The organism is Micromonospora krabiensis (genome assembly GCF_900091425.1).
GTDB lineage: Bacteria > Actinomycetota > Actinomycetes > Mycobacteriales > Micromonosporaceae > Micromonospora > Micromonospora krabiensis.
Genome location: NZ_LT598496.1, coordinates 775,028 through 799,638, shown reverse-complemented (window position 1 = coordinate 799,638; position 24,611 = coordinate 775,028). Strand labels below are relative to the sequence as shown.

Annotated in this window: 19 protein-coding genes and 1 pseudogene; 6 read left to right on the top strand and 14 right to left on the bottom strand. The window is 69.8% G+C overall.

Features of this window, described 5'->3' with window-relative positions; all coding sequences use genetic code 11:
• Positions 1-45 precede the first annotated feature (45 nt).
• Positions 46-741 carry a FadR/GntR family transcriptional regulator gene (locus tag GA0070620_RS03545; RefSeq protein ID WP_091588541.1) on the top strand — a complete coding sequence of 232 codons (696 nt, stop codon included), beginning with the start codon at positions 46-48 and terminating at the stop codon, positions 739-741.
• A 29-nt stretch (positions 742-770) separates the two neighbouring features.
• Here the strand turns inward: GA0070620_RS03545 and GA0070620_RS03540 are convergent, their stop codons facing one another.
• The 4 genes from GA0070620_RS03540 to yjfF all read right to left on the bottom strand — a co-directional run bounded on the left by GA0070620_RS03540 (position 771) and on the right by yjfF (position 7,097).
• On the bottom strand, positions 771-1,760 hold the full coding sequence (locus tag GA0070620_RS03540) for a LacI family DNA-binding transcriptional regulator (RefSeq protein ID WP_172836376.1): 990 nt from the start codon (positions 1,758-1,760) through the stop codon (positions 771-773).
• 398 nt (positions 1,761-2,158) lie between these two features.
• On the bottom strand, positions 2,159-4,243 hold the full coding sequence (locus GA0070620_RS03535) for an RICIN domain-containing protein (RefSeq protein WP_091588540.1): 2,085 nt from the start codon (positions 4,241-4,243) through the stop codon (positions 2,159-2,161).
• 332 nt (positions 4,244-4,575) lie between these two features.
• Positions 4,576-6,078 (bottom strand): L-arabinose isomerase, encoded by a 1,503-nt coding sequence (araA, locus tag GA0070620_RS03530; RefSeq protein WP_091588539.1) that lies wholly within the window; start codon positions 6,076-6,078, stop codon positions 4,576-4,578.
• Positions 6,079-6,104: 26 nt separating this feature from the next.
• The gene (gene yjfF, locus GA0070620_RS03525; protein ID WP_091588538.1) at positions 6,105-7,097 is read right to left on the bottom strand and encodes a galactofuranose ABC transporter, permease protein YjfF; all 993 of its coding nucleotides are present in this window, start codon (positions 7,095-7,097) and stop codon (positions 6,105-6,107) included.
• Between the two features lie 224 nt (positions 7,098-7,321).
• On the opposite strand from yjfF, the gene GA0070620_RS03520 reads away from it, so the two are divergent.
• Positions 7,322-8,524, top strand: coding sequence for an IS110 family RNA-guided transposase (locus tag GA0070620_RS03520; protein WP_091587764.1), 1,203 nt, complete (start codon positions 7,322-7,324; stop codon positions 8,522-8,524).
• An 8-nt stretch (positions 8,525-8,532) separates the two neighbouring features.
• On the opposite strand, the gene GA0070620_RS03515 is transcribed toward GA0070620_RS03520, so the two are convergent.
• From GA0070620_RS03515 to araB, 5 genes are all read right to left on the bottom strand, one after another.
• Complete coding sequence (locus GA0070620_RS03515) at positions 8,533-9,603, bottom strand: ABC transporter permease (protein WP_091588537.1); 1,071 nt, start codon at positions 9,601-9,603, stop codon at positions 8,533-8,535.
• Complete coding sequence (locus GA0070620_RS03510) at positions 9,600-11,138, bottom strand: sugar ABC transporter ATP-binding protein (RefSeq protein ID WP_091588536.1); 1,539 nt, start codon at positions 11,136-11,138, stop codon at positions 9,600-9,602. The genes GA0070620_RS03515 and GA0070620_RS03510 overlap by 4 nt, the downstream gene beginning before the upstream one ends.
• A gap of 90 nt (positions 11,139-11,228) precedes the next feature.
• Positions 11,229-12,224, bottom strand: coding sequence for an ABC transporter substrate-binding protein (locus tag GA0070620_RS03505; RefSeq protein ID WP_091588535.1), 996 nt, complete (start codon positions 12,222-12,224; stop codon positions 11,229-11,231).
• A 132-nt stretch (positions 12,225-12,356) separates the two neighbouring features.
• Positions 12,357-13,040 (bottom strand): L-ribulose-5-phosphate 4-epimerase, encoded by a 684-nt coding sequence (locus tag GA0070620_RS03500; RefSeq protein ID WP_172836375.1) that lies wholly within the window; start codon positions 13,038-13,040, stop codon positions 12,357-12,359.
• Complete coding sequence (araB, locus tag GA0070620_RS03495; RefSeq protein WP_091588534.1) at positions 13,037-14,716, bottom strand: ribulokinase; 1,680 nt, start codon at positions 14,714-14,716, stop codon at positions 13,037-13,039. Before araB ends, GA0070620_RS03500 begins: the two co-directional genes overlap by 4 nt.
• 651 nt (positions 14,717-15,367) lie before the next feature.
• Here araB and GA0070620_RS03490 point away from each other — a divergent pair.
• On the top strand, positions 15,368-17,017 hold the full coding sequence (locus tag GA0070620_RS03490; RefSeq protein WP_091588533.1) for a glycoside hydrolase family 27 protein: 1,650 nt from the start codon (positions 15,368-15,370) through the stop codon (positions 17,015-17,017).
• Positions 17,018-17,088: 71 nt separating this feature from the next.
• Here the strand turns inward: GA0070620_RS03490 and mmsB are convergent, their stop codons facing one another.
• The 3 genes from mmsB to chvE all read right to left on the bottom strand — a co-directional run bounded on the left by mmsB (position 17,089) and on the right by chvE (position 21,093).
• Entirely contained in the window at positions 17,089-18,333 is a 1,245-nt protein-coding gene (mmsB, locus tag GA0070620_RS03485) for a multiple monosaccharide ABC transporter permease (RefSeq protein ID WP_091588532.1), read from the bottom strand.
• The gene (gene mmsA / locus GA0070620_RS03480; RefSeq protein ID WP_091588531.1) at positions 18,330-19,868 is read right to left on the bottom strand and encodes a multiple monosaccharide ABC transporter ATP-binding protein; all 1,539 of its coding nucleotides are present in this window, start codon (positions 19,866-19,868) and stop codon (positions 18,330-18,332) included. The genes mmsB and mmsA overlap by 4 nt, the downstream gene beginning before the upstream one ends.
• 82 nt (positions 19,869-19,950) lie before the next feature.
• Positions 19,951-21,093, bottom strand: a complete 1,143-nt coding sequence (gene chvE / locus GA0070620_RS03475) for a multiple monosaccharide ABC transporter substrate-binding protein (RefSeq protein WP_091588530.1) — start codon at positions 21,091-21,093, stop codon at positions 19,951-19,953.
• 616 nt (positions 21,094-21,709) lie between these two features.
• On the opposite strand from chvE, the pseudogene GA0070620_RS33415 reads away from it, so the two are divergent.
• The 3 genes and pseudogenes from GA0070620_RS33415 to GA0070620_RS03465 all read left to right on the top strand — a co-directional run.
• Positions 21,710-21,997, top strand: a pseudogene (locus GA0070620_RS33415) (glycoside hydrolase); the annotation flags it as partial.
• Complete coding sequence (locus GA0070620_RS33165; protein ID WP_197677536.1) at positions 21,946-22,353, top strand: carbohydrate-binding protein; 408 nt, start codon at positions 21,946-21,948, stop codon at positions 22,351-22,353. The pseudogene GA0070620_RS33415 and the gene GA0070620_RS33165, both read left to right, overlap by 52 nt.
• A 253-nt stretch (positions 22,354-22,606) precedes the next feature.
• The gene (locus GA0070620_RS03465; protein WP_091588529.1) at positions 22,607-23,167 is read left to right on the top strand and encodes a hypothetical protein; all 561 of its coding nucleotides are present in this window, start codon (positions 22,607-22,609) and stop codon (positions 23,165-23,167) included.
• 23 nt (positions 23,168-23,190) lie between these two features.
• Here GA0070620_RS03465 and GA0070620_RS03460 read toward each other — a convergent pair whose 3' ends face one another.
• Both GA0070620_RS03460 and GA0070620_RS03455 read right to left on the bottom strand, forming a co-directional pair.
• Positions 23,191-23,643, bottom strand: a complete 453-nt coding sequence (locus GA0070620_RS03460) for a hypothetical protein (protein ID WP_091588528.1) — start codon at positions 23,641-23,643, stop codon at positions 23,191-23,193.
• A 103-nt stretch (positions 23,644-23,746) separates the two neighbouring features.
• The gene (locus GA0070620_RS03455) at positions 23,747-24,514 is read right to left on the bottom strand and encodes a hypothetical protein (RefSeq protein ID WP_157741524.1); all 768 of its coding nucleotides are present in this window, start codon (positions 24,512-24,514) and stop codon (positions 23,747-23,749) included.
• Between the last annotated feature and the right edge of the window lie 97 nt (positions 24,515-24,611).

The window sequence follows — 24,611 nt, the reverse complement described above, 5'->3', positions numbered from 1 at the left end:
ATAGAGTGGATGAGTGCTGCCGGCACCAGCCGGAAGGGGTTACGCGTGGCACTGACCGACGACGCGATCGTCAAGATCCGCAGCCTGATCCAGAGCGGCGAGCTGCCGCCCGGCGCGCGACTGCCACCGGAGCCGCAACTGGCCGCACAGATGGGGCTGTCCCGCAGCGGCATCCGGGAGGCGGTGAAGGTCCTCGAATCGGCCCGGGTGCTCGACGTGCGGCGCGGCGACGGGACGTACGTCACCAGCCTCGCGCCCCGGCTCCTGCTGGAGGGCCTCGGGGTCGCGGTGGAGCTGCTGCGCGACGACACGCTGCTGGAGGTCATGGAGGTGCGCCGGCTGCTGGAGCCGCTGGCGACCGGCCTGGCCGCGGTGCGGATGACCGACGCCGACCTCGACGGGCTCGGTCAGATCCTGGAGGACATGCGGGCGGCGGCCGACGACGCCGAGAAGCTGGTGCAGTTCGACAGCGACTTCCACCACACCGTCGTCGCGACGACCGGCAACGAGACCCTCACCTCGCTGCTGGACGGGCTGTCCGGCCGCACACTGCGGGCCCGCGTCTGGCGCGGCCTGATCGAGGGCAACGCGGCGCGCCAGACGATCGACGAACACCAGGGGATCTACCTGGCGCTGCGCTCACGCGACCAACTGCTCGCACAGGCCAACGCGCTCATCCACATCAACACCTCCGAAGCGTGGCTGCGGACGGTGCTCGCCGCCAAGGCCGCGGACGCGTGACCTCCGGACGTGCGGGTCCGGCGTACGCGCTAGTGCGCTGGCGGGGGTCCGACGCTGGTGCGCGAGACCAGGGCCGGCGCGATGGTCTGCCGCAGCGGACCGACGGCCTCCGTCTCGATCTGGGCGAGCAGCAGGTCCAGGCTCGCCCGGGCGACGGCGGCGAAGTCGGGTCGCACGGTCGTCAGCGGCGGGATGAAGTACGCCGCCTCCGGCACATCGTCGAAGCCCACCACACTGATGTCGTCGGGCACCCGGCGGCCGTGCTCGTGCAGGGCCCGCAGCACACCGAGGGCCAGGTGGTCGTTGGCGGTGAAGACCGCGGTGACCTCCGGCATCCGGGCGAGCATCTGCCCGCAGCGGTAGCCGGCCGCGGCGGACCAGTCCCCGGCGATCAGGGGTGGCACCTCGGCGCCCGCCGCCTGCAACGCCTCCCGCCACCCCTCGATCCGCCCGGCGCTGTCGAACCAGTCGGACGGGCCGGACACGTGCCAGACCGTACGGTGCCCGGCGTCGAGGAGGTGCTGGGTGGCCGCCCGGGCGCCGGCGACCTGGTCGACCGTCACCAGGGGGATCGGACGGCGTGGATCACCGTCGACGGTCACCAGTGGCACCTCCTGGGGTAGCCGTTCGAGGGCCTCCCCCGCCGACTCGACCGGCGCGATCACCACGATCCCGGCGACCCGGTGGGCCAGGTGCCGCTCCACCGCGGCGGAGATGGACCGGTGGTCGAGGTCGTTGACGCTGCCGACGGTGACCGCGAAGCCCGCTTCGGCGGCCGCCTGCTCCAGCGCGGCCAGCAGCGACGCCGGGCCGTAGAGGGTCGTGTTCTGCGCGACCACGCCGATGACCTGGGACCGGCCGGTGACCAGCGCGCGGGCCGCCCGGTTGGGTCGGTAGCCGAGTTCTGCGATGGCCGCCTGGACCCGCAGGCGGGTCTGCTCGCGGACGTTGGGATGCCCGTTGAGGACCCGGGACACCGTCTGGTGGGAGACGCCGGCGAGGCGCGCCACGTCCGTCATCGCGGGACCGCGCACGGCCACCTCACTTTCCCCGCCTGCTCGTCGGCGGCCCGCCGGTCGAGGTCGACGGGCGGCGGCCAGCTGTGCGAATGAGCTCCCGGCCACCACCGCCTGGGCGTCCGTGGCAGAGATCTGGATCGTCGACAGTCTACGCCAGCCACCGTCGTGGCCAGGGATGCGGTGCGGTGGCGGAATCGCACCGAGCGACCGTCGAATTGTCGGCGATCCACTGACGCGGGGACGGCCGGAAAACGTTCCGGCGGCGGTTTTCGCGACACCGACCCCGACGGCGGCCGGTGGCCCCGGGACGGTGCGTTTCCGGTGGTCCTCCGCACCGTCCCGGGGTCGATTGCCGGAATCGGGTCCGAGCGGCTGCCGGCGTCAGGTCGTGAGCGGGATCACGGTGTCGCGAGGGTGAACCGGCGCACCGTCACGGCACCGCCCAGCGACTGGGTGGCGTAGTTGAAAATGCCGAATCGGTATCCCATGAAGAACTGCCAGGCATTGTTGAGTGTCAGCGCGTTGCCGAGCGGGACGAACGTGACTCCGTCCGTGCTGTACGAGAAGGTCGCCTGCCGTCCGGCGCCCGGCCGGATGTCGGCGTTCGCGCGCAACCAGATCCGTCCGCCGGACACCGGCGCGCTGGCGATCTCGATCCCGGTACTGACGGTGTCCCAGTTGGTGCCCATGGCCAGGCCGTTCGTCATGACCACCCGGGTGGCGCCGTTGTCCCTGCGGACTCCGATCCACGCCGAACTGTCACGCAGCATGGCGAGCCCGGCGCGGTCGCCGTCGCGCATCGTGGAGTAGTCCAGCTCGATGGTGCCCGTCGACGTCGGGCCCTGGATCCGGTGGGTCAACGTGTTGCGGGCCCGGTAGAGGTCGTTGGTCACCGAGGCGGTCTGCAGGCGCAGTCCGTCGCTGACCGACCATCGACTGTTGTCCGGGTTGTGGTTCCACTCGTACTGGACGCCGAGCGTGGTTCCGGGGAAGGTGTCGGTGCCGGTGAGCGGCTTGACCGGCCGCGTCGGCAGGGGGTTGGGGTAGTTCAGGCCCCAGGAGCCGTTGACCGTCTGCACCTGGGGCCAGCCGTCGCTGGTCCAGGTGATCGGCGCCAGGGTCGGCATCCGTCCGCCGGGGTACGCGTCGGTGAACGCCATGTAGTACCAGGCCCCGTTCTGGGTCTGCACCAGCCCGCCCTGGTGCGGCACGCCACCGCCGGAGATCGGGCCCGGCATGTTCAGCAGCACCTGCCGCTGTTCGTAGGGGCCGAAGGGACCGTTGGTCGACTTGAGCACGTACTGACCGTTGGCCGGTCGGGTGAGCCAGATGTAGTAGGCGCCGTTGCGCTTGTAGAAGCGCGCTCCCTCGAGGGTGCCGATGCTCGACGGGGTCTGGTAGACCTGCTGGGCCCGCACCTGGCTGCGTCCGTCGGCGGAGAGCTGGGCCACGCTGATCGTGCCGTTGCCGTACGCGACGTACATCGTGTCGTCGTCGTCGACCAGCAGCCCCGCGTCATAGTAGCAGTTGGGGATGGTGGTGAGCCGACTCCAGGCGCCGTCGACGGCGGAGGCGGTGTAGATGTGCGTCTGGGCGAAGTCGATGCACCCGGCCCAGTAGAAGGTGCGGTTGCTGGGACGGTAGTTCAGCGTCGAGGCCCAGATGCCGTCGACGTACGCGTTGGCGCCGTTGGCCATGTCGTACTTGCCGCCGAAGTCCAAGCGGGGCACCGAGTGCCCGGCGAACTCCCAGTTGACCAGGTCCCAGGAGCGCAGCACCGGGGCGCCGGGCGAGTAGTGCATGGTCGAGGCGGACATGTAGTAGACGTCGCCGACCCGGATGATGTCGACGTCGGCGAAGTCCTGCCAGACGACCGGGTTGGTGAAGGTGCCGGTGCCCGGGTTGCCGGTGTCACCGACGCGTACCAGCTGCCACTGCTGGTGGGTGCCGTTGAAGTCGTCGTACTGGACCACGTTGCCGCCGTCGGCGGTCGAGGCGTTCTGCACCTCCACCGCCCGGTTCGAGTTGCGGTTCACCAGCCGGACGTAACCACCGGCCGAGTCCACCAGCCGGAACTGCTGGTTGGCGCCGTTGTGGTCCGCCCACTGCACGATGCCCGCGCCGTTGGCCGTCGAGGCGTTGTAGACGTCCAGCACCTTGCCGGAGTGCCGGGACCGCAGCCGGTAGTACCCGCCACCGGAGTCCACGAACTGCCACTGCTGCCACGCGCCGTCGTTGCGGGACCACTGGGCGATCCGCGCCCCGTCGTTCGTGGCTCTGTTGTAGACGTCCAACGCCTTGCCGCTGTTGCGGTTCACCAGCACGTACCACGCGCTGGTGTCCACCGTCGCGGCCGAGGCCGGCGACGGCGCCACACCCGCCAGGGCGCTGCCCACCAGCACCACCGCGAGCGCGGCGGCGACCCGCGACAGCCAGCGGCGGCGCCGGTACGCGGCCCCTCCGGACCTACCGATGGCAACCATGATCCTCCTCAGGTGATGACGGGAACCGGAAGCGGTCGGCGAGCCGCCAGCCGGGCCGCGGACCTGCCACGGCACGGATCGACGAGGCCAATCGTGTGATCGTTCACAACGGCGCACCTGCCCGGGGGTGCGCGAAACTCGAACGACTACATCGCGACGATCCAGAGCCCGGCGGGGCCTGGAGTGCCGGTCGCCTTACCCATCGACTGTGAGCGATAACATGGCCGACGTCAAGACGTAACACAGACGGCGGGACACCCCGCCCACACAGCCGGATGGTCCACCCCGACCCGGGGTGGACCATCCGTGTCCGTCGATCTATAGCTGGCGCGTCAGAAGCCCCGGGCGAGCCGGTAGTACGCCTGGTTCCACCGGATCTCGTCGGCGAAGCGGCGCGGCTCGGTGTCCGCGTCGATGACGACCAACTCGGTGTGGGTCATCTCGGCCAGGTCGCGCAACTCCTCGACACCGACGGCCTGGGACAGCACCGTGTGGTGCGGCGCGCCGGCGGTGATCCAGGCCTCGGCCGAGCCGGGCAGGTGCGGCCGGGGTCGCCAGACGGCCCGGGCCACCGGCAGCCGGCGCAGCGGATGCGGCGGCGAGACGACGTCGACCTCGTTGGCCACCAGGCGGAAGCGCTCCCCCATGTCGGCCAGGCCGAGCACGACCGCCGGGCCCGGCGCGGCGTCGAACACCAGCCGGACCGGGTCCTCGCGGCCGCCGATGCTCAACGGGTGGATCTCCGCCGTCGGCGTGCCCTGTGCGATCGTCGGGCACACCTCGAGCATGTGCGCCCCGAGCACCAACTCCTCGCCCGGGGTCAGGTCGTAGGTGTAGTCCTCCATGAACGACGTGCCGCCCTCGACCCCGACCGCCATCGCCTTGAGCGTGTGGACCAGGACGGAGGTCTTCCAGTCACCCTCGCCGCCGAACCCGTAACCATCGCTCATCAGCCGCTGCACGGCGATGCCGGGCAGCTGACGCAGGCCGCCCAGGTCCTCGAAGTTCGTGGTGAACGCCCGGAAGCCGCCGTCGTCCAGGAACGCCCGCATGCCCAGCTCCAGCCGCGCGGCGTACCGCAGCGAGTCGTGCCGGGCACCGCCCGGCCGCAGCTGCGGGTCGACCCGGAACGTGTCGTCGTACTCCTTGACCAGGTCGTCGACCTGGGCCTCAGCGATCTGGTCGACGACCGCGACGAGGTCGTTGACACCGTAGGTGTTCACCGAGACACCGAAGCGCAGCTCGGCCTCGACCTTGTCGCCCTCAGTCACCGCGACGTCGCGCATGTTGTCGCCGAAGCGGGCCAGACGCAGCGACCGCATCGCCGACCAGCCCAGCGCCGCACGGGTCCAGGCACCCACCCGGGCGATCACACGCGGATCGCTCACGTGGCCGGCGACCGTCTTGCGGGCCACTCCCAGCCGCGTCTGGATGAACCCGAACTCGCGGTCACCGTGCGCGGCCTGGTTGAGGTTCATGAAGTCCATGTCGATGTCGTCCCACGGCAGCCGCACGTTGGCCTGCGTGTGCAGGTGCAGCAGCGGGGTCCGCAGGGCGTCCAGGCCGGAGATCCACATCTTCGCCGGCGAGAAGGTGTGCATCCAGGCGATCACCCCGACGGCACCCTGCGTGGCCGCGTCCCGACAGGCCTTGAGGATGTCGGCGCTGGATGTCAGGACCGGTTTCCAGACCACCCGGGCGGGGATGTCCGGCGAGGCGTCGAGCTGCGCGGCGATCTGCCGGGACTGGTCGGCGACCTGCCGGAGAGTGTCCTCGCCGTACAGGCCCTGGCTTCCGGTGAGGAACCAGACCTCGGGTACAGGGTGTGTTGCCATGGCGTTGCCTTCCGCGAGATGGGCGGTCACTTGAAGCGGATACCGATGAGGCGTTGGAGGAGGATGAAGGCGAAGAGCAGGCCGCCGATCACGATCCGGGTCCACCAGGAGTTGAGGCTGCCGTCGAAGGTGATCAGCGTCTGGATCACGCCCAGCACGAGCACGCCCAGCACGGTGCCGAAGATGTAGCCGGACCCACCGGTCAGCACGGTGCCGCCGATGACGACGGCCGCGATGACGTCCAACTCCATCCCGATGGCGATCAGCGGCGCCCCGGAGAGCGTGTAGAACGACAGCAGGATGCCGCCGATGGCCGAGCAGAGGCCGCTGACCGTGTAGACCGCGATCCGGGTACGCCCCACCGGCAGGCCCATCAGCAGCGCCGACTGGGGGTTGCCGCCGATCGCGTACACGGTGCGACCGAAGCGGGTGTACGCCAGCACGTACGCGGCGAGGAGGACCACCGCGAACGCGATCAGCACGCTGATCGAGACGAAGTTCCCGCGTGGGTCGCCGATGCGCTGCTGCGACGCGGCCGTCCAGAAGCCGTCGGTGATGGGGATGGACGACTGGCTGATGAAGGTGCACATGCCGCGGGCGAAGAACATGCCGGCGAGGGTGACGATGAACGGTTGGAGTTCGAAGAAGTGGATCGCGCAGCCCATCAGGAAGCCGAGGGTGGGGCCGATGAGCAGCGCGATGACGAGCACCAGTGCCGCCGGCAGCCCGTCGCGCAGCAGCGACGCCGACACCATCGCGGTCATCGCGACGACCGAGCCGACCGACAGGTCGATGCCCCCGGTGAGGATCACGAAGGTCATGCCGACCGCGACGACCAGCAGGAAGCCGTTGTCGATGAAGACGTTGAAGACGACCTGGATGTTGGAGAAGGCCCGGTACTGGGACACGCCGACGCCGTACATCACCAGCAGCAGGGCGAGGGTGACCAGGACCGGCACGTGCCGGCGGGGCAGGCTGGGCCGCCACGCGCGGACGCCGGACAGCGACGTGCTGCTCATGCGGCCCTACCTTTCATTGCGAGCCCGACGGTGGTATTCGTACGGGCTGACGCGGGCGAGGCAGGTATGGCTTTCATGCTGGCTGCCGACCATGGCGAGGGTGGCATCGCCGCCTGTCTCGTCTGCTCTTGCTGACTGCTGATTGGGCTTTGCGATTGATCGCTGTGTAGGGCGTTGACGGCGGCAAGAGCGTGCGCGTGTCCACGACGGGAGAAGGGAGTCAGATGGCGGTCGCGGTTGGTGTGGACGTGGCCAAGGAGTTCCACTGGGCTGCGCTCGTGCACAGCGAGACGGGGCGGGTCCTGGCCAGCCGGAAAGTCGACAACGATCCGTCGGCGATCCAGGTGCTCATCGACGACATCCGAGCCGTGCAGGCCGAGTATGGGCCGGCCACGGTCGCCATCGACGTGCTCGGTGGCATCGCCGGCCTGCTGCAGGTCATGCTGGTCGACGCTGGCCTGCGCCTGGTGCATGTCTCCGGTCTTGCGGTCAACCGGGCTCGCCGTGCCACCCGCGGGGGTGAGCACAAGTCGGATCCGCGCGATGCCAAGGTCATCGCCGATCAGATCCGGCTGCGCGCAGACGAACTGCGTCCCGTCGAACCGGCCACCGAAGCCGGCAGCGAGCTGCGGCTGCTGGTGGGCCGCCGCCGGGAACTGGTGGTCGACCAGACCCGCCGCATCGGCCGGCTGCGGGATCTGCTCGCCTCGATCCATCCCGGTCTGGAGCGCGTCGTCGACCCCACCCACAAAGTCGACACGGCCCTGCTGGCCCGCTACGTCACGCCGACCGAGATCCGCCGAGCCGGCCGACGCCGCATCAGCGAGTACCTGCGCACCACCGGCCGGCACCACAGCACCGTGATCGACGCCCTGGTCGACAAGGCACTGACCGCCGCCGGCGCCCAACACGTCACCGTGCCCGGCGAAGCCGTCGCCGCGGACATCGTCCGCGACCTCGCCCGCGAGGTACTCGCCTGCCGGGACAAACTCGCCGACCTGGACAAGCGCATCCACGACGCTCTCGACCGCCACCCTGACGCGGCCCTCATCCAGTCCCTGCCCGGGATGGGGGCCACCCTCACCGCCGAATTCCTCGCCGTGGCAGGCGGCATCACCCGATTCCCCACCGGCGACCAACTCGCCAGCGCCGCCGGCCTCGCACCAGTCCTGCAGCAATCCGGCAAGGTCCACTACCTGCGCCGCGCTACCAGCGGCGACAAAACCCTCAAACGGGTCTTCTACCAATCGGCGTTCTGCGCCCTGCAACGCGACCCGGCCAGCCGCGCCTTCTACGACCGCAAACGCGCCGAAGGCAAACGACACCACCAAGCCCTCATCGCCCTGGCCCGCCGACGCATCAACGTCCTGCACGCCATCCTGCGCACCCGACAGCCCTACCGACTCACTCACGCTCTCACGGCTTGACTCAGTCATTAGGCTGCCACCTCTTCCTTCTCGCGCGGAGCGGGCGTCGCCCCGGGCCGGGGTGAACGCCGTCGACGGCTGAACTTCGCCCGGAACGCCGGCGCCTGGATGAGGCAGACGGCGATGACGACGACCGCCTTGAACAGCAGGGACGTCTGCGGCGAGATGTCCATGGCGTACACCGTGGTGGTGAGGGTCTGGATGATCAGCGCGCCGAGGATCGTGCCGCTGAGGGAGAACCGGCCGCCGGCGAGGGAGGTGCCGCCGATGACCACCGCGAGGATGGCGTCGAGCTCCACCCACAGACCGGCGGCGTTGCCGTCGGCGCTGGAGACGTTGGCGGTGATCATGAATCCGGCGATCGCGGCGCAGGCGGCGCTGACCACGTACACCAGGAAGATGATCCGGCTGGAGCGGATGCCGGCGAGCCGGCTGGCCTCGGCGTTGCCGCCGACCGACTCGACGATCAGGCCGAGGGCGGTGCGGCGGGTGAGCGCGGCGACCAGCAGGGCCGCGGCCAGGGCGATGAAGATGGCCAGCGGCAGGGTCAGGAAGTGCCCGAGCCCGATCGCCCGGTACGGGGCGGAGTTGATCGTGACGATCTGCCCCTCGGTCAGCAGCTGCGCGAGCCCTCGACCGGCCACCATCAGGATCAGGGTGGCGATGATGGGTTGGATGCCGATGACGGCGACCAACACCCCGTTCCAGGCGCCGAGCACGAGAGCGGCGCCGAAGGCGAGCGCGAGGGCCGTGAAGACGGTGGAGAGGCTGTTCGGGTCGGGCGCCTGGCTGATGACGACGCAGGCGATGGCGCCGCTGATGGCGCAGAGCGACCCGACGGACAGGTCGATGCCGCCGGTGGCGATGACGAGGGTCATCCCCAGCGCGACCAGCATCAGCGGCGCGCTCAGGCGGAGGATGTCCACCGGGGTGCCGTAGAGGTTCCCGTTCTTGACCTCGATGGACAGGAAGCCGGGCCGGTAGATGGTGTTGGCCAGGACCATGACCACCAACACGAGCGCGGGCCAGAACAGGCGGTGGCCGGTCAGCGGACGGAGGCGCTCGGCGACGGCGCTCATCGTTGCACCTCCTCGTTGCTGGTTCCGCTGGCGATGGTCTGCATGACGCGGTCGGCGTCGAGGCTGTCGTCGTTGTCGAGCTGGGCCACCATCGTCCGGTCGCGCATGACGGCGACCCGGTGGCTCAGCCGCAGCACCTCTTCCAGTTCGGCGGAGATGAACAGCACCGCCACTCCCCCGTCGGAGAGCTCCACCACCAGCTTCTGGATCTCGGCCTTCGCGCCGATGTCGATGCCGCGGGTGGGTTCGTCGAGGATCAGCAGACGCGGTTCGGTGATGAGCCAGCGGGCCAGCAGCACCTTCTGCTGGTTACCGCCGGACAGGTTGCGCACCGGCAGGTCCGGGTTCGCCGGCCGGATGCTGAGCGCCTTGACGTACTTCTCGACGAGCTCGTCCTGCCGTCGTCGCGGGATCGGCCGCAGCCAGCCACGGGCCGCCTGCATGGCGAGGATCATGTTCTCGCGGACCGACAGCTCGGGGACGATGCCCTCCGCCCGGCGGTTCTCCGAGCAGAATCCGACACCGTGGTCGATGGCCTGCACCGGGTTGCGCAGCGACGCCCTGCTGCCCCGCACCGCGACCTGGCCGTGGTCGGCCCGGTCGGCGCCGAAGAGCAGTCGGGCCACCTCGGTACGGCCGGAGCCGAGCAGACCGGCCAGGCCGACGACCTCGCCGGCGTGGATACGCAGGCTGAACGGGGCGACGGCGCCCTTGCGGCCGAGCTGCTCGGCGTCGACCAGCGGGGTCTCGTCGGGCCGCACGGCGGTGCGCTTCTGCTGCTCGTCGAGGCGCTCCAGGACGTCGAGTTCCTTGCCGATCATCTTCTCGACGAGGCTGAACTGCGGCAGCTCCTCCGTGCGGTACTCCCCCACCAGAGCCCCGTTGCGCAGAACGGTGATGCGGTCGGCGATGCCGTACACCTGGTCCAGGAAGTGGGTGACGAAGAGGATCGCGATGCCCTCGTCCCGCAGTTGCCGCATGATCCGGAACAGCTGCGCGACCTCGCCCGCGTCCAGGCTGGAGGTCGGTTCGTCGAGGATGAGCACCCGGGCCCGCACGTCGATGGCACGGGCGATGGCGACCATCTGCTGGACGGCCAGCGAGTAGCTGCCCAGCTGCGCGGTGACGTCGATGTCGAGGTCGAGCCGGGCCAGCAGGTGGCGCGCCCGGCGGCGCATCTCACCCCACCGGATGGCGCCCAGACGACGGGGCTCCCGGCCGACGAAGATGTTCTCCGCCACCGAGAGGTTGGTGCAGAGGTTGACCTCCTGGTAGACGGTGCTGACGCCGGAGGCGGCCGCCTGCATCGGCCCGGCGAACGCGACCTGCTCACCGGCGAGGGTGATCACGCCGTCGTCGGTGTCGTAGACGCCGGTCAACACCTTGATCAGGGTCGACTTGCCGGCGCCGTTCTCACCCATGAGGGCGTGGACCTCGCCGGGAAACAGCCGGAAGTCGACGTCCTGGAGGGCGCGGACCCCGGGGAAGGTCTTGCGTATCCCGGTCATGGTCAGGACCGGCTGGCTACCCGTCATCCCATCAGACCTCTTCTGGATGGTGTCGGTAGGAAGGATCGGCACGACGGGCCGGGGCCGCCGTACGTGGACGGCGGCCCCGGCGTCGGGTCAGTACTTGCGGTTGGGCAGGGCCTCCTTGGCCTGCTCCTGGGTGAAGGTGGTCTCCTCGGTCTCGATCCGGGCGGGGACCTCCTCGCCGGCGTGGACCTTCTTCACGAGTTCCATGAGCTGTGGGCCGAGCAGCGGGCTGCACTCCGCGATGAAGTTGAACTTGCCGTCCGCGAGGGCCTGCATGCCGTCCTTGACCGCGTCGACCGTGATGATGGTGATGTCCTTGCCGGGCGTCTTGCCGGCGGCGGTGATCGCCTCCAGGGCGCCCAGGCCCATGTCGTCGTTGTGCGCGAAGAGCACGTCGATCTTCGGGTTGGCCTTGAGGAACTGCTCCATGACCTGCTTGCCGTCGGCCCGCTTGAAGTCACCCGACTGGGAGGCGATGATCTTCAGGTTGGGGTTCGCGGCGATCGCGCTCGCGAAGCCCTCCTTGCGGTCGTTGGCCGGCGCCGAGCCGGTCGTGCCCTGGAGTTCGACGATGTTCACCGGCCCGGTCGCGCTCTTGGTCTGCTCGACCAGCCACTCGCCGGCGAGGCGGCCCTCCTTGACGAAGTCGGAGCCGAGGAACGTCTTGTAAAGCGTCTTGTCCGGGGAGTCGACGGCGCGGTCGGTCAGGATGACGGGGATCCCCGCGTCCTTGGCCTCCTTGAGCACCGTGTCCCAGCCGGACTCCACCACCGGCGAGAAGGCGATGACGTCGACCTTCTGCTGGATGAAGTTCCGGATCGCCTTGATCTGGTTCTCCTGCTTCTGCTGGGCGTCGTCGAACTTCAGCTCGATCCCGGCCGCCGCGGCGGCCTCCTTGATCGAGGTGGTGTTCGCCGTCCGCCAGCCGCTCTCGGCGCCGACCTGGGAGAAGCCCAGGACGATCTTGTCACTGTCGCCGCCGGAGCCGCCGCCGGTGTCGCTGTTGCCGCAGGCCGTCACGGCTCCCGCGAGCAGCACGGTGGCGAAGAGGGAGGTGATGACGCGCGCTGTTCTCCTGGTTCTCATCGGTTCTCCTTGGGTGGGAAGTCCGGGCCGCCGCCTGGTGGCGCACGAGCCGGGTCTGGTGGGGGTCGGGTAGGAGAAAAGGGGGGGGTGCCGGATGAGTGCTGGGGGTCAGGAGGTGCCTGGGACGGCCGGTCAGCCCGACGCCGGACGTTGGCCGTAGACGTTCTGGTACCGGTCGTAGAGCGAGTCGATGTCGGCCTGCGCGATCGGCAGTGGTTGCCCGAGACTGCGGGCGAGGTGCGCGGTGCGGGCGACGTCCTCGCACATCACCGCCGCCTTGACCGCGGCCCGGGCGTCCTTGCCGATGGTGAAGACCCCGTGGTTGCGCATGAGCACCGCGGGCGAGCGGTGCCCGGACAGCGTGCTGACGATGCCCTTGCCGATGTCGTCCCCGCCGATGAGCGCGAACGGGCCGATGGGAATCTCGCCGCCGAACTCGTCGGCCTGGGCGGTCAGCCAGCACGGGATGGCCTCGCCCCGGGCAGCCCACGCCGTGGCGTAGCCGCTGTGGGTGTGCACCACGCCGCCGACCTCGGGCATGGCCCGATAGACGTACGCGTGGGCGGCCGTGTCGCTGGAGGGCGAGCCGCCTCCGTCGACCACGTTTCCGTTGAGGTCGCAGACGACCATGGTGTCCGCCGTCAGGTCGTCGTAGTCGACGCCGCTGGGCTTGATGACCATCAGGTCCTGCCCGGGGACCCGCGCCGACACGTTGCCCGCCGTCCAGGCGACCAGGTCGTACCGGGTCAGCTCGCGGTGCAGCCGGGAGACCGTCTCCCGCAGGGCGCTCACCTGCCGGGCCACGTCGGGGTTCATCCGACCACCTCCAGAACCGTGTCGGCCTGCGCCGGTTGCGCGGCCGCGTTGCGGATCGCCCGGAGCCGGAGCATGACGTCGTCGGCGCCACGGCCGAAGTGGTCGTGCAACGCCCGGTACTCGGCGTAGAGGGCGTCGTACGCGCGGACGTTCTCCGGGACGGGCTGGTAGACGCCCTCGTCGACCCGCCCCATGGCTGCCGAGGCCTCGTGGATCGTCGGGTACGCGCCGGCGGCGACCGCCGCGTGGATCGCGGAGCCGAGCGCGGGCCCCTGGGCGGACCCGATGATGCTCAGCGGCCGGTTGGTGACGTCGGCGTAGATCTGCATGAGCAGCCGGTTCGAGGCGAGGCCACCGGCGACGACGATGTCGGTGACCGGCACCTTCGCCTCGACGAACGCCTCGATGATCATCCGGGTGCCGAACGCGGTGGACTCCAGCAGGGCCCGGTAGACGTCCTGCGGCCGGGTGGCCAACGTCAGGCCGACGATCAGACCGCTCAGGTCGTGATTGACGAGCAGGGAGCGGTTGCCGTTCCACCAGTCCAACGCGACCAGGCCGTGGGCACCGACCGGCTGGGCGGCGGCGAGTTCGGTCAACCGCTCGTGCGAGTCCAGCCCGGCGGGCGCGGCGTGCCGGACGAACCAGCCGAAGATGTCGCCCACACCGCTCTGGCCCGCCTCGTATCCCCAGGCGCCGGGGCTGATGCCGCCGTCGACGACGCCGCACATGCCGGGCACCTCGGCGGGGTGGTTGCCGTTGACCACGTGGCAGGTGGAGGTGCCCATGATGGCGACCAGGCGGCCGGGCGTCAGGGCCTGGGCGGAGGCGGCAGTGACGTGGGCGTCGACGTTGCCGACCGCGACCGCGATCCCCGCCGGCAGTCCGGTCCACTCGGCGGCGCGCGCGCTCAGGACGCCGGCCCGGTCGCCCAGCGGCAGCAAGGGGCCGTCCAGCTTGGTCGCGAAGTCCGCGAAGTCGGGGTGCAGGGCGCCCAGGTAGTCCGTCGACGGGTAGCGACCGTCCTGTCGGATGCCCTTGTAGCCGGCGGTGCAGACGTTGCGGGTCTCGGCGCCGCAGAGCTGCCACACGATCCAGTCGGCCGCCTCGATGAAGCGCTCGGCGCGCCGGTAGATCTCCGGATCCTCCTCCAGGATCTGCAGGCCCTTGGCGAACTGCCACTCGGCGGAGATCTTTCCGCCGTACCGGCCGATCCACGGCTCCCGCCGCTCGTGGGCGAGCGCGTTGATCCGGTCGGCGTGCGGCTGGGCGGCGTGGTGCTTCCACAGCTTCACCCACGCGTGCGGGCGGTGCCGCAGTTCGGGTACCTCGCACAGCGGGGTCCCGTCGGCGAGTGTCGGCAGCACGGTGCAGGCGGTGAAGTCGGTGCCGATGCCGATGACCTGGGTGGGGTCCACGCCGGCGTCGGCCAGCGCGGCGGGGACGGCGTGCCGCAGGACGTCCCGATAGTCCTCCGGGTCCTGCAGCGCCCAGTCGGGCGGCAGCGGGGGTCCGCCGTCGGGCAGCGCCGACTCGATCACCCCGCGGCGGTACTCGTGCACCGCGGTTCCGACCTCGACGCCGTCACGGACGCGGACCACCAGCGCCCGTCCGGAGAGCGTGCCGTAGTCGACCCCGACGACGTACCGGTCGCCCGTTCCGTCCACATTGCTCATGAACACCTCCGCATGTGACGGGCCTAGTGTTAACGCTCACATCAAGCATCGTCAAGACACCAGCCGGCAACAGGTCCGTAACGGAGGGGAGCGGGCGGAGGCCCCGGCTCGATCCCGCCATCACAACCGGTCACCCCACCGGCGGCCGGGCGGCAGGAGCTTACGGCGACACCGGCGGCCCACCCCCGGGGTCGCCCGGCCCCGAGGCGCGGAGCGACGCGGAACGTCGAGCCGGGATTGTTAGCGCCAACAGGGCGAATGCCCGGGTGCGTCACGGACGGCGGACCGGGCGACCCGAGGGGCCGAGCCGACGAGCGCGCGACGCTCCGGAAGGCGGTCTGGCCTGGGCAGCAGCACTCTTCGCCCGGCGCCAACCGACGACCCAGGCACCGCCTGGACCACACCGCGAGATCGATTCAATTTACATTCGTTGATGTCATCGATAACATGCCTGTCATCGTCATGGCACGGACAGTGGCCGCGAACGCCGAGCCGACCCGGGCGGCACGCGACAGATGGCAGGCGGCAGGGTTCGCCCGCCGGTCCGATCCACGGACGACCGATCGATCCGCACGTGACGGTCCGCAATCGCGGACAGGCACCCACGCGTCGAAACCGACCCCCGCTCACCTCTCCCACCGAGGAGGACCCGTGCGCAGACCGAAGCGATGGCTGGCGGCCGTCCTGGGCGCCCTCGTGGCGCTCGGCACGAGCGTCGCCGCAACGGCACTCGCACCGCCCGCGGCGCACGCCCTGAACAACGGCGTGGCCCGCACCCCGCCGATGGGGTGGAACACCTGGAACACGTTCGGCTGCAACATCGACGAGACGCTCATCCGGCAGATGGCCGACACGATCGTCAGCACCGGGCTACGGGACCTGGGCTACCGCTACGTCGTCGTCGACGACTGCTGGTTCGACCCGAACCGCGACGCGCAGGGCAACCTGCAGGCGCACCCGCAGCGGTTCCCCAGCGGCATGCGGGCCCTCGGCGACTACCTGCACGCCCGGGGGCTGCTCTTCGGCATCTACCAGTCGCCGCTCGACCAGACCTGCGCCCAGTACTTCGACGCCTTCCCCGGCTCGACCGGCAGCCTCGGGCACGAGTACCAGGACGCCCGTCAGTTCGCCGCGTGGGGCGTCGACTACCTCAAGTACGACTGGTGTTCGCCCACCGGCACCATCAACGACCAGGTGGCGAGGTTCGGGATCATGCGTGACGCGCTCGCGGCCACCGGCCGGCCGATCGTGTACAGCATCAACCCGAACAGCATCCACGAGAAGACCGGGCCGCAGCGCAACTGGAGCGACGTGGCCAACCTCTGGCGGACCACCGAGGACATCACCAACGCGTGGAACACCGGCCAGACCAACGGCTACCCGATGGGCATCCAGAACATCGTCAACGTCAACGTGCCGTTGGCCGGCTACGCCGCGCCGGGCGGCTTCAACGACCCCGACATGCTGGAGGTCGGCAACGGTGGGATGACCGACACCGAGATGCGCAGCCACTTCGCGCTCTGGGCGATGATGGCGGCCCCACTCATGATGGGCAACGACCTGCGCTCGGCCAGCGCGGCGACACTGGCGATCCTGCGCAACCCGCGCCTGGTCGCGATCAACCAGGACACCCTCGGCCGCCAGGCGGTCCAGGTCTCCCACGACGGCACCCGACGGGTGCTGGCCAAACGGCTCGCCAACGGCGACGTCGCGGTCGCCCTGTTCAACGAGGGCGGCTCCAGCACCACGATCTCCACCACGGCGGCCGCCATCGGCAAGACCGGCAGCTCGTTCACCCTGCGCGACGCGTGGACCGACGCGACCTCCACCACCGGCGGCTCCATCTCCGCGAGCGTCCCGGCACACGGCACCGTGGTCTACCGGGTCAGCGGCGGCGGCACCACCGACCCGCCTCCGCCCACGACGTTCCGGCTGCGCAGCGAGTCGGCCGGGCGGTGCCTCGACGTCGACAACGCCAACACCGCCAACGGCACCGGCACGCTGGTCTGGGACTGCCACGGCAACCCCAACCAGCAGGTCAGCCAGGTCGGCCAGACGCTGCGGATCCTCGGCAAGTGCCTGGACGTGCCGACGAACGCCGCCAACGGCACCCGGGTGCAGATCTGGGACTGCAACGGCGGCACGAACCAGCAGTGGACGTTCAACGGCAACGGCACGATCGGCAACGTCCGCTTCCCGTCGCTGTGTCTGGACGTCAACAACGGCGGCACCGCCAACGGCACCACCGTGATCCTCTGGTCCTGCCACGGCAGCGCCAACCAGCGTTGGACCCGGGTGTGACCGGACGCTGGACGGCGGTCGGGTGGCGGACTCTCCCGCCACCCGACCGCACCGGCTCGGGTCCTACCCGCTCAACGGCTACCGGCGGCCCGGCGCTTGTTGTAGACGTCGAACGCCACCGCGACGAGCAGCACCAGGCCCTTGACCACCGACTGCATCGACTGGTCGACGCCCATGAGCTGCATGCCGTTGCTCATCACCGCCATGATCAGGCCACCGACCATCGCGCCGACGACGGTGCCGACGCCGCCGGTGACCGCCGCACCGCCGATGAAGGCCGCGGCGATCGCGTCCAGTTCGAACATGTTGCCGGCGGCGGGCTGGGCACCGTTGGACCGAGAGGAGTAGATGACACCCGCGACCGCGGACAGGAAGCCCATGTTGACGAAGATCCAGAAGTTGACGGTCTTCACCTTGACACCGGACAACATGGCCGCCGGAAGGTTGCCGCCGATGGCGTAGACCTGGCGGCCGAAGACCGCGCGCCGGGTGAGCAGCCCGTAGACGAGCACCAGCACCGCCAGGATGATCAGCACGATCGGCAGGCCGCGCGCGTGGGCGAGCTGCCAGGCGAAGTACATGACCACGGCACCGACGAGGACCACCCGCGCGACGAACAGCGGGAAGGACTCCACCGGCTGCTCGTAACGGATGCGCGCCACCCGGGTCCGGAAGACGCTCACCGCGTAGCCGGCCACGGCGAACGCCCCGATGAGCAGCGTGAAGGCGTCGAAGCCCTGGCCACCCAGCAATCCGTTGAGGAAGCCGGCGGCGACCCGCTGGTACTCGGCCGGGAACGGGGAAAGCGAGATGTTGTCCAGCACGCGCAGGGTTAGACCGCGGAACAGGAGCATGCCGGCGAGGGTGACGATGAAGGCCGGAATGCCGGCGTACGCGACCCAGAAGCCATGCCACGCGCCCACGGCGATGCCCACGGCGAGCGCGGCGAGGACACCCGCCCACCACGGCATGCCCTCGCGGATCACGAGGACGGCGGAGACCGCCCCGGTGAGGGCGACCACCGAGCCCACCGACAGGTCGATGTGCCCGCCGATGATGACGATGACCATGCCGATCGCGAGCACCAGGATGTACGAGTACTGCAGGACGATGTTGGTGATGTTGCCCGGGCTCAGGGAGACGCCGTCGGTCAGGATCGCGAACAGCGCGACGATCACCACGAGGGCGATGTAGATGCCACTCTGCCGCAGGTTGCCGAGGATCAGCGTCCGCGGGTTGCTGGTGCCGGTGTGCAGGGCGGCGGCGGGAGCCGCGTCGGCCGCGCCGCTCTTCGTGGGCGATTCGGTGCTGGTCATCCGACGAGATCCTTGTCCTTCGTCATGAGTTCCATGAGGTTCTCCTGGGTGGCCTCACCGACCGGCAGCTCGCCGCTGATCCGGCCGGCCGCGAGGGTGTAGATGCGGTCGCACATGCCGAGCAGCTCGGGCAGCTCGGAGGAGATGATGATGACCGCCTTCCCGTCGGCGACGAGGCGGTTGATGATCGTGTAGATCTCGAACTTCGCGCCGACGTCGATGCCGCGGGTCGGCTCGTCCAGGATCAGCACGTCGGGGTCGGTGAACAGCCACTTCGACAGGACGACCTTCTGCTGGTTGCCACCGGAGAGCTCACCGACCACCGACATGACGCTGCGCGACTTGATGTTCATGTCGCGTCGGCCCTGCTCGGCGACCTTGATCTCCTTGTTCCCGTCGACCCAGCCGAGCCGGGCGAGCTTGTCCAGCGCGGCCGCGGAGATGTTGCCCCGGACGTCGTTGATCAGGTTGAGGCCGTAGTGCTTGCGGTCCTCGGTCGCGTACGCGATGCCGTTCTCGATCGCCTCCGCCACCGTGCGGGCCTTCACCTCCCGGCCGTGGACGAAGAGCCGGCCGCTGATGTCCCGGCCGTAGGAGCGGCCGAACACGCTCATGGCGAGTTCGGTGCGCCCGGCGCCCATGAGCCCGGCGATGCCGACGACCTCGCCCGCGCGGACGTTGAGGCTGGCGCCGTCGACGACCAGCCGGTCCTGCGTCGGGTGCCGTACGGTCCAGTCCTCGATCCGCAGCACCTCGTCGCCCGGGGTGGACTCGCGCTCCGGGTAGAAGGTGGCGAGGTCGCGGCCGACCATGCCACGGATGATCCGCTCCTGGGTGGCCGCGGCGTCGCTCATGTCGAGCGTCTCGACCGTCCGGCCGTCGCGGATGACGGTGGTGGAGTCGGCGATGGAGGTGACCTCGCCGAGCTTGTGGGAGATCATGATGCAGGTGATGCCCTGGTCACGCAGCCGGCGCATGAGGTCGAGCAGGTGTTTCGAGTCGATGTCGTTGAGGGCGGCGGTCGGCTCGTCGAGGATCAGCAGCCGCACCTTCTTCGACAGGGCCTTGGCGATCTCGACGAGCTGCTGCTTGCCGACCCCGAGTTGGATGACCGGGGTCACCGGGTTCTCGTGCAGGCCCACGGACGCCAGCAGGCGGGCAGCCTCGGCGTTGGCCCGGTTCCAGTCGATGAGCCGGCTGCGGCCGCGACGCTCGTTGCCGAGGAAGATGTTCTCGGCGATGGAGAGGTACGGCACCAGGGCGAGTTCCTGGTGGATGATGACGATGCCGTGGGACTCGCTGTCGCGGATGCCCCGGAAGTGCACCGGCTCGCCGTCGAAGACGATCTCGCCGTCGTAGCTGCCGGACGGATACACGCCGGACAGCACCTTCATGAGGGTCGACTTGCCGGCGCCGTTCTCGCCGCAGATCGCGTGGATCTCCCCGCGCCGGACGGCGAGCGAGACGTCCTGGAGCGCCGCCACGCCGGGGAATGTCTTGGTGATGTTACGCATTTCGAGGATGTTCTCGCCCATGGGAACCGTCCTGCTCGTGACCGTCTGTTCAATGGCGGGGGCCCGGCGGTGAGCGTTCCACCACCGGGCCCGCACGGCCGGGTCAGCTCTTCGCCTGCCCGGCGGCGACCTCCTCGGCCGTCCAGTAGCCGGAGTCGACGAGGATCGGCTTGATGTCGTCCTTGTAGACGGTCTGGACCGGCAGCAGGAACGACGGGACGACCTTGACCCCGTTGTTGTACGTCTTGGTGTCGTTGGCCTGCGGCTCCTTGTCCTCCAGGAACGCCTCGCCGGCGATGACGGCCTGTTCGGCCAGCAGGCGGGTGTCCTTGAAGATCGTGGAGCTCTGGACGCCGTCGTTGATGAGCTTGACCGAGGCGATCTCGGCGTCCTGGCCGGTCACCACCGGCAGCTTCTTCGCCCCGCTGCCGTAGCCGGCGTTCTGCAGGGCGGTGATGATGCCCCGGGAGATGCCGTCGTACGGCGACAGCACACCGTCCACCTTGCTGCCGTCGTTGTAGCTCGACGTCAGCAGGTCCTCCATGCGCTTCTGGGCGGTCTCCTGCTGCCAGCGCAGGATGGCGATCTGCTCGATCTTCGTCTGGCCGGACTTCACCTTCAGGGTGCCGGCGTCGATGAAGGGCTTGAGCGTGTCCATGGCGCCGCTGAAGAAGAAGTGGGCGTTGTTGTCGTCCAACGAGCCGGCGAACAGCTCGATGTTGAACGGCCCGGTCGCGGTCCCCTTCGAGCCGTCCTTGTTCTGCAGGCCGAGGCCGACCAGCAGCGCGTTGGCCTGGGCCACGCCGACCTTGTAGTTGTCGAAGCTGACGTAGAAGTTGACGTTCGGGCTGTCCCGGATGAGCCGGTCGTAGGCGATCACTGGAATCTTGGCGTCCGCCGCGGCCTGGAGCTGGCTGCTGAGCGCGGTGCCGTCGATGGCCGCGATGATGAGGACGTCCGCACCCTGGGTGATCATCTGGTCGACCTGCTGGGACTGGGTCGGGATGTCGTCGCCGGCGTACTGGAGGTCGACCTTGTAGCCCTTGGCCTGCAGCTTCTCCTTCACCGCGTTGCCGTCGGCGATCCACCGCTCCGAGGTCTGGGTCGGCATCGAGACGCCGATCGTCAGGTCACCGGGCTGGTTCCCCCCGGTGTCGCCGCCGCCACCGGCTCCCTCGCCACTGCAGGCGGCCATGCTGATGGCAAGCGCCGCTCCAGCGGCGACGGCCAGAATTCGTCTGCGCACAGCTTCCACTCCCTCCGCACCCGAACGCACAGGTATCAGTCCCGGCGAGTGTTAACGCTCACAACATGATCGTCAACCGCCATCGCGAAATACGCACGTCTCGTTCTCGTAACAAAGGCCGCCGCCGCGCCGACGCCCCGCGTCCCGGCAGGCAACAGGGTGGAGCCCCTCCGCGCGGCACCACCTCCTCGACCACCGCGCGAGCGCGCCGCGGCCCGCGTCGACCCCGCCGCATCACGCCCCCACCGTCCACGATCGAGGTGATTTGACACCGGCCGACCGCCCGGGCGGACCCCGTTGACGAGCCCCACCACGCTCAGTACCGCGCATCGGGGATGATGAATGTCATCGTTGATACAACGATGCTGCGCTGACGTTACAGCGCTGATCTGCCCATCGGGCATCAGTCCTGCTCACCCCGTCGGGAAACCGCCCTCGGAGAGCATCCATAGACGAGTGTTAGCGATAACACGCCCGCTCGGGGCAATGATCCCCCGACGCGAGGCGGGATCCGCCGGGCACACCGCCCGACCACCCCCAGGAGCACACCGTGCCACCAACCGAACCAGCCCACCACACCAGCAGACTCCGGCGCGCCGTCGCCCTGGCCGCGGCCATGGTCTGCGCCGTCGCCCTGCTACCCGGCACGGCTAAGGCCGACAACCCGATCCTGCAGCACATCTACACCGCCGATCCGGCTCCTCTGGTCCACAGCGGCCGGGTCTACCTCTACACCGGACACGACGAGGACGGCTCCACATACTTCACCATGCGTGAGTGGCGGGTGTTCTCCTTCGCCGACCTGGTGAACTGGACCGACCACAGCGCCCCCATGAGCTTCGCGACCTTCGCGTGGGCCGACGCCAACGCCTGGGCGGGCCAGGTCGCCTCCCGCAACGGGAAGTCGAGATACGGCTCGACAGCGCCAGCGGCCCGGTCGTCGGCACCTGCGTCGTCGGCGGCACCGGAGGATGGCAGACCTGGACGACCAGCAGCTGCGGGGTCAGCGGCGCGACCGGCACCCACGAGCTGTACCTGCGTTTCACCGGTGGCAGCGGGATCCTGTTCAACGTGAACTCGTGGCAGTTCAGCGGCGGCGCCGCGGCCACCGCGTACCGGATCGTCAACCGCAACACGGACGGCTACCACCAGCAGGTCAATGCCAACAGCGGCAAGTGCCTGAACGTGGCGGGTGGCTCGACCGTCGCGGGCGCCGCCCTGGAACAGCGGACCTGCACCGCCGCGATCAGCATGCAGTAGTCGCGCGCCTGACGTCCACGGCGGGAGGGCGGAGCGCACGCTCCATTCTCCCCCGCCGGTCGGTTCGCGTCTGCCCCCGCTCGCTCCGGTCGACGACCCCGACGGCGGACCCAGTCGGCTCACCGGGCCGGCTCACGATCCAGGGCGTAGACGCCCAGCGCGGCGACGATGAGTCGGGCCGACCCCGGCTCGTCGGATGAGCGGCGCTCGCGTACGGAAGTACTAGGCTGACGCGCATGTCGCGGAGGTTGCGGTGATCGACCTGGGTGACCCGGATCGCCAACCGGCGCGGTCCGACGCCACGAGTCCCGGCCGCCACCTGGCCCGGCGAGCGATGATGCCATGGCTCGTCGTCGCGTTCGTGACCGGCGTCGCGATCGGCGGAGTGGGTGTCGACCAGCTGCGGGACTCGCGGGACGAAAGGGAGCAGAACGCCGTGATCGCCCTCGCGGCGTTCCCCGAGTCGGCCGAGACCGGTGGCGGTCTCGCCCAGGGATGGGCCCGCCTGGTGACGCAGATGCGGCTGGTGAACGGCGGCCCGGCCCCGATCACCGTCCGAGCGGTGCGTATGGAGAGCCCGGGCGTGACGATTCGCGGCATCGGGCCGCCCCCGGTGGTACCCGCGCGCGGCGTCGGACTGCTCGTCGTCGAGCTGGGCGTGGAGTGTGCGACCCCGCTCCAGCCCGAGCCGCTGTCGATACGGTTTACCGTCGAGACCACCGACCGGCACGTCAGCGAGGTCGACCAACCGATCGTCCTGGTCCGCAGCGAGTGGGAACGCGACGCTCGGGCCGTCTGCGAGTCCCCTGGATAGCCGCCTGAGACGGGTCTCCCCCGTCAGACGGACGATCGGCGCCGGAGCGCGCCGACCTCTTCGAGGATCTCGCGATCCGTCGGGACGACGAGGGCCGTCCGCCCGGTCGGGCCCCGCTCGACCGCCACCATCCCCAGCGCGACGACCAGCGCGGCACGGAGGTCGCCGAGTTGCTCGGCGGGCTCCCCAATGGGATCCGCGTCCCCGGCCCGCAGGCGCACGACCTCGTTGACCTCGTGGAGTGCGCCGACAAGGCTCTCGCGATCGGCGTCCTTTTCGTCGGCCAAGGCGGAACTGAGGCGTACCACCGCCCTCGCCCGGCCGATGCCGACGTCCAGCACGTCGCAGAGGACGGCGACGCACTCGATCGCACTCAGGCCGTCATCGTTCCGCAGCGACGCGAGCACGGAGTCGAGGCCCTCCCCCGCGTTGAGCCGCTCTCTCGCACGATCGACCAGGCGCTGCTCGTTCCGCATCGGCCAATCCTCACACCTCGTCGCCGGGTGCGGGACGTACGGCACTCGGCCGGCCCTCACCGGGCCCGGTGCTGGTGGGGACCGGTCTCGCCCCCGTCTGGTCTCAGCCGCCCAGACCGAGCTGGGGATACAGGGCGTCGGGGGCGGGCACCGCGGGCTCCGGCCGGACGACGTCGACCGGTACGCCGAAGTCGCTGTAGCGCACGGCGGCGCCCGGCAGGCCGTTGGCCTCCGGGATGAGGAACCGGACCAGCCGCCCCTCGGCATCCAGCGTCGCGCGGAACGGCTGGTTGCGCGCGGCCTCGGGGAACGTCCCCCCGGGGGCGTGGCGGAAGCTGATCCCGTTGCCGACGCCCACCCGGTTGACGTCGAGCACCCCGCTGATCTCGGTGCCGTCGGCCCGCGCGGACATGATGGCGTTGATGAGGCGGGCCGAGCCACCGGGGTCGTTCCTGCCCGGCTCGAAACTCAGGGCGAAGTCCGTCGGCACGCGAGCCGGGTCGAGGGCCATCCACTCGTGGCCGACACCCGGCAGCTCCGCTCCCGACTTCAGGTAGACGTCGTCGTCGATCATCCGGATCTCGATGACGCCACCGGGACTCGACAGGCTGGCCATACCGCGCTTGTTGACGTTGTCGACCCGCGACAGGCCCCCCACCTGGCTGGCGATGTCGATGTCGGCGCGGAAGCTGGTCTGGTTGATGAACGCCGTGCCGGCGCGCAGCACGCCGATCGCGTTCCTCGTGTCGGTGATGTCGGCGCTGACGGTCGGCGCGGGGGCGGCGGGTTCGCCCTCCGACTGCACACCGACCGAGCAACCCAGCACAAGAAGTGCTCCTGCGGCAATTCCGATCCCCGTGGCTCGCCTCATGGCCGAAGGGTAGGAGACACCGTCGATTCGCAGGACCGGCCGAAGCGGCATGCGCGCTGTCCGATCCCGGCACTTTCGCCGAGCGGTCCCTTCGTCC

Excerpts from the sequence above, each read along its gene's own strand:
- GA0070620_RS03510 (WP_091588536.1), bottom strand. The coding sequence starts at position 11,138 with ATGACGGGTAGCCAGCCGGTCCTGACCATGACCGGGATACGCAAGACC.
- mmsB (WP_091588532.1), bottom strand. The coding sequence starts at position 18,333 with ATGACCAGCACCGAATCGCCCACGAAGAGCGGCGCGGCCGACGCGGCT.
- GA0070620_RS03500 (WP_172836375.1), bottom strand. The coding sequence starts at position 13,040 with ATGAACCCCGACGTGGCCCGGCAGGTGAGCGCCCTGCGGGAGACGGTC.
- GA0070620_RS03520 (WP_091587764.1), top strand. The coding sequence starts at position 7,322 with ATGGCGGTCGCGGTTGGTGTGGACGTGGCCAAGGAGTTCCACTGGGCT.
- mmsA (WP_091588531.1), bottom strand. The coding sequence starts at position 19,868 with ATGGGCGAGAACATCCTCGAAATGCGTAACATCACCAAGACATTCCCC.
- GA0070620_RS03460 (WP_091588528.1), bottom strand. The coding sequence starts at position 23,643 with ATGCGGAACGAGCAGCGCCTGGTCGATCGTGCGAGAGAGCGGCTCAAC.
- yjfF (WP_091588538.1), bottom strand. The coding sequence starts at position 7,097 with ATGAGCAGCACGTCGCTGTCCGGCGTCCGCGCGTGGCGGCCCAGCCTG.
- GA0070620_RS03535 (WP_091588540.1), bottom strand. The coding sequence starts at position 4,243 with ATGGTTGCCATCGGTAGGTCCGGAGGGGCCGCGTACCGGCGCCGCCGC.
- araB (WP_091588534.1), bottom strand. The coding sequence starts at position 14,716 with ATGAGCAATGTGGACGGAACGGGCGACCGGTACGTCGTCGGGGTCGAC.
- GA0070620_RS03540 (WP_172836376.1), bottom strand. The coding sequence starts at position 1,760 with ATGACGGACGTGGCGCGCCTCGCCGGCGTCTCCCACCAGACGGTGTCC.
- araA (WP_091588539.1), bottom strand. The coding sequence starts at position 6,078 with ATGGCAACACACCCTGTACCCGAGGTCTGGTTCCTCACCGGAAGCCAG.
- GA0070620_RS03455 (WP_157741524.1), bottom strand. The coding sequence starts at position 24,514 with ATGAGGCGAGCCACGGGGATCGGAATTGCCGCAGGAGCACTTCTTGTG.
- GA0070620_RS03515 (WP_091588537.1), bottom strand. The coding sequence starts at position 9,603 with ATGAGCGCCGTCGCCGAGCGCCTCCGTCCGCTGACCGGCCACCGCCTG.
- GA0070620_RS03505 (WP_091588535.1), bottom strand. The coding sequence starts at position 12,224 with ATGAGAACCAGGAGAACAGCGCGCGTCATCACCTCCCTCTTCGCCACC.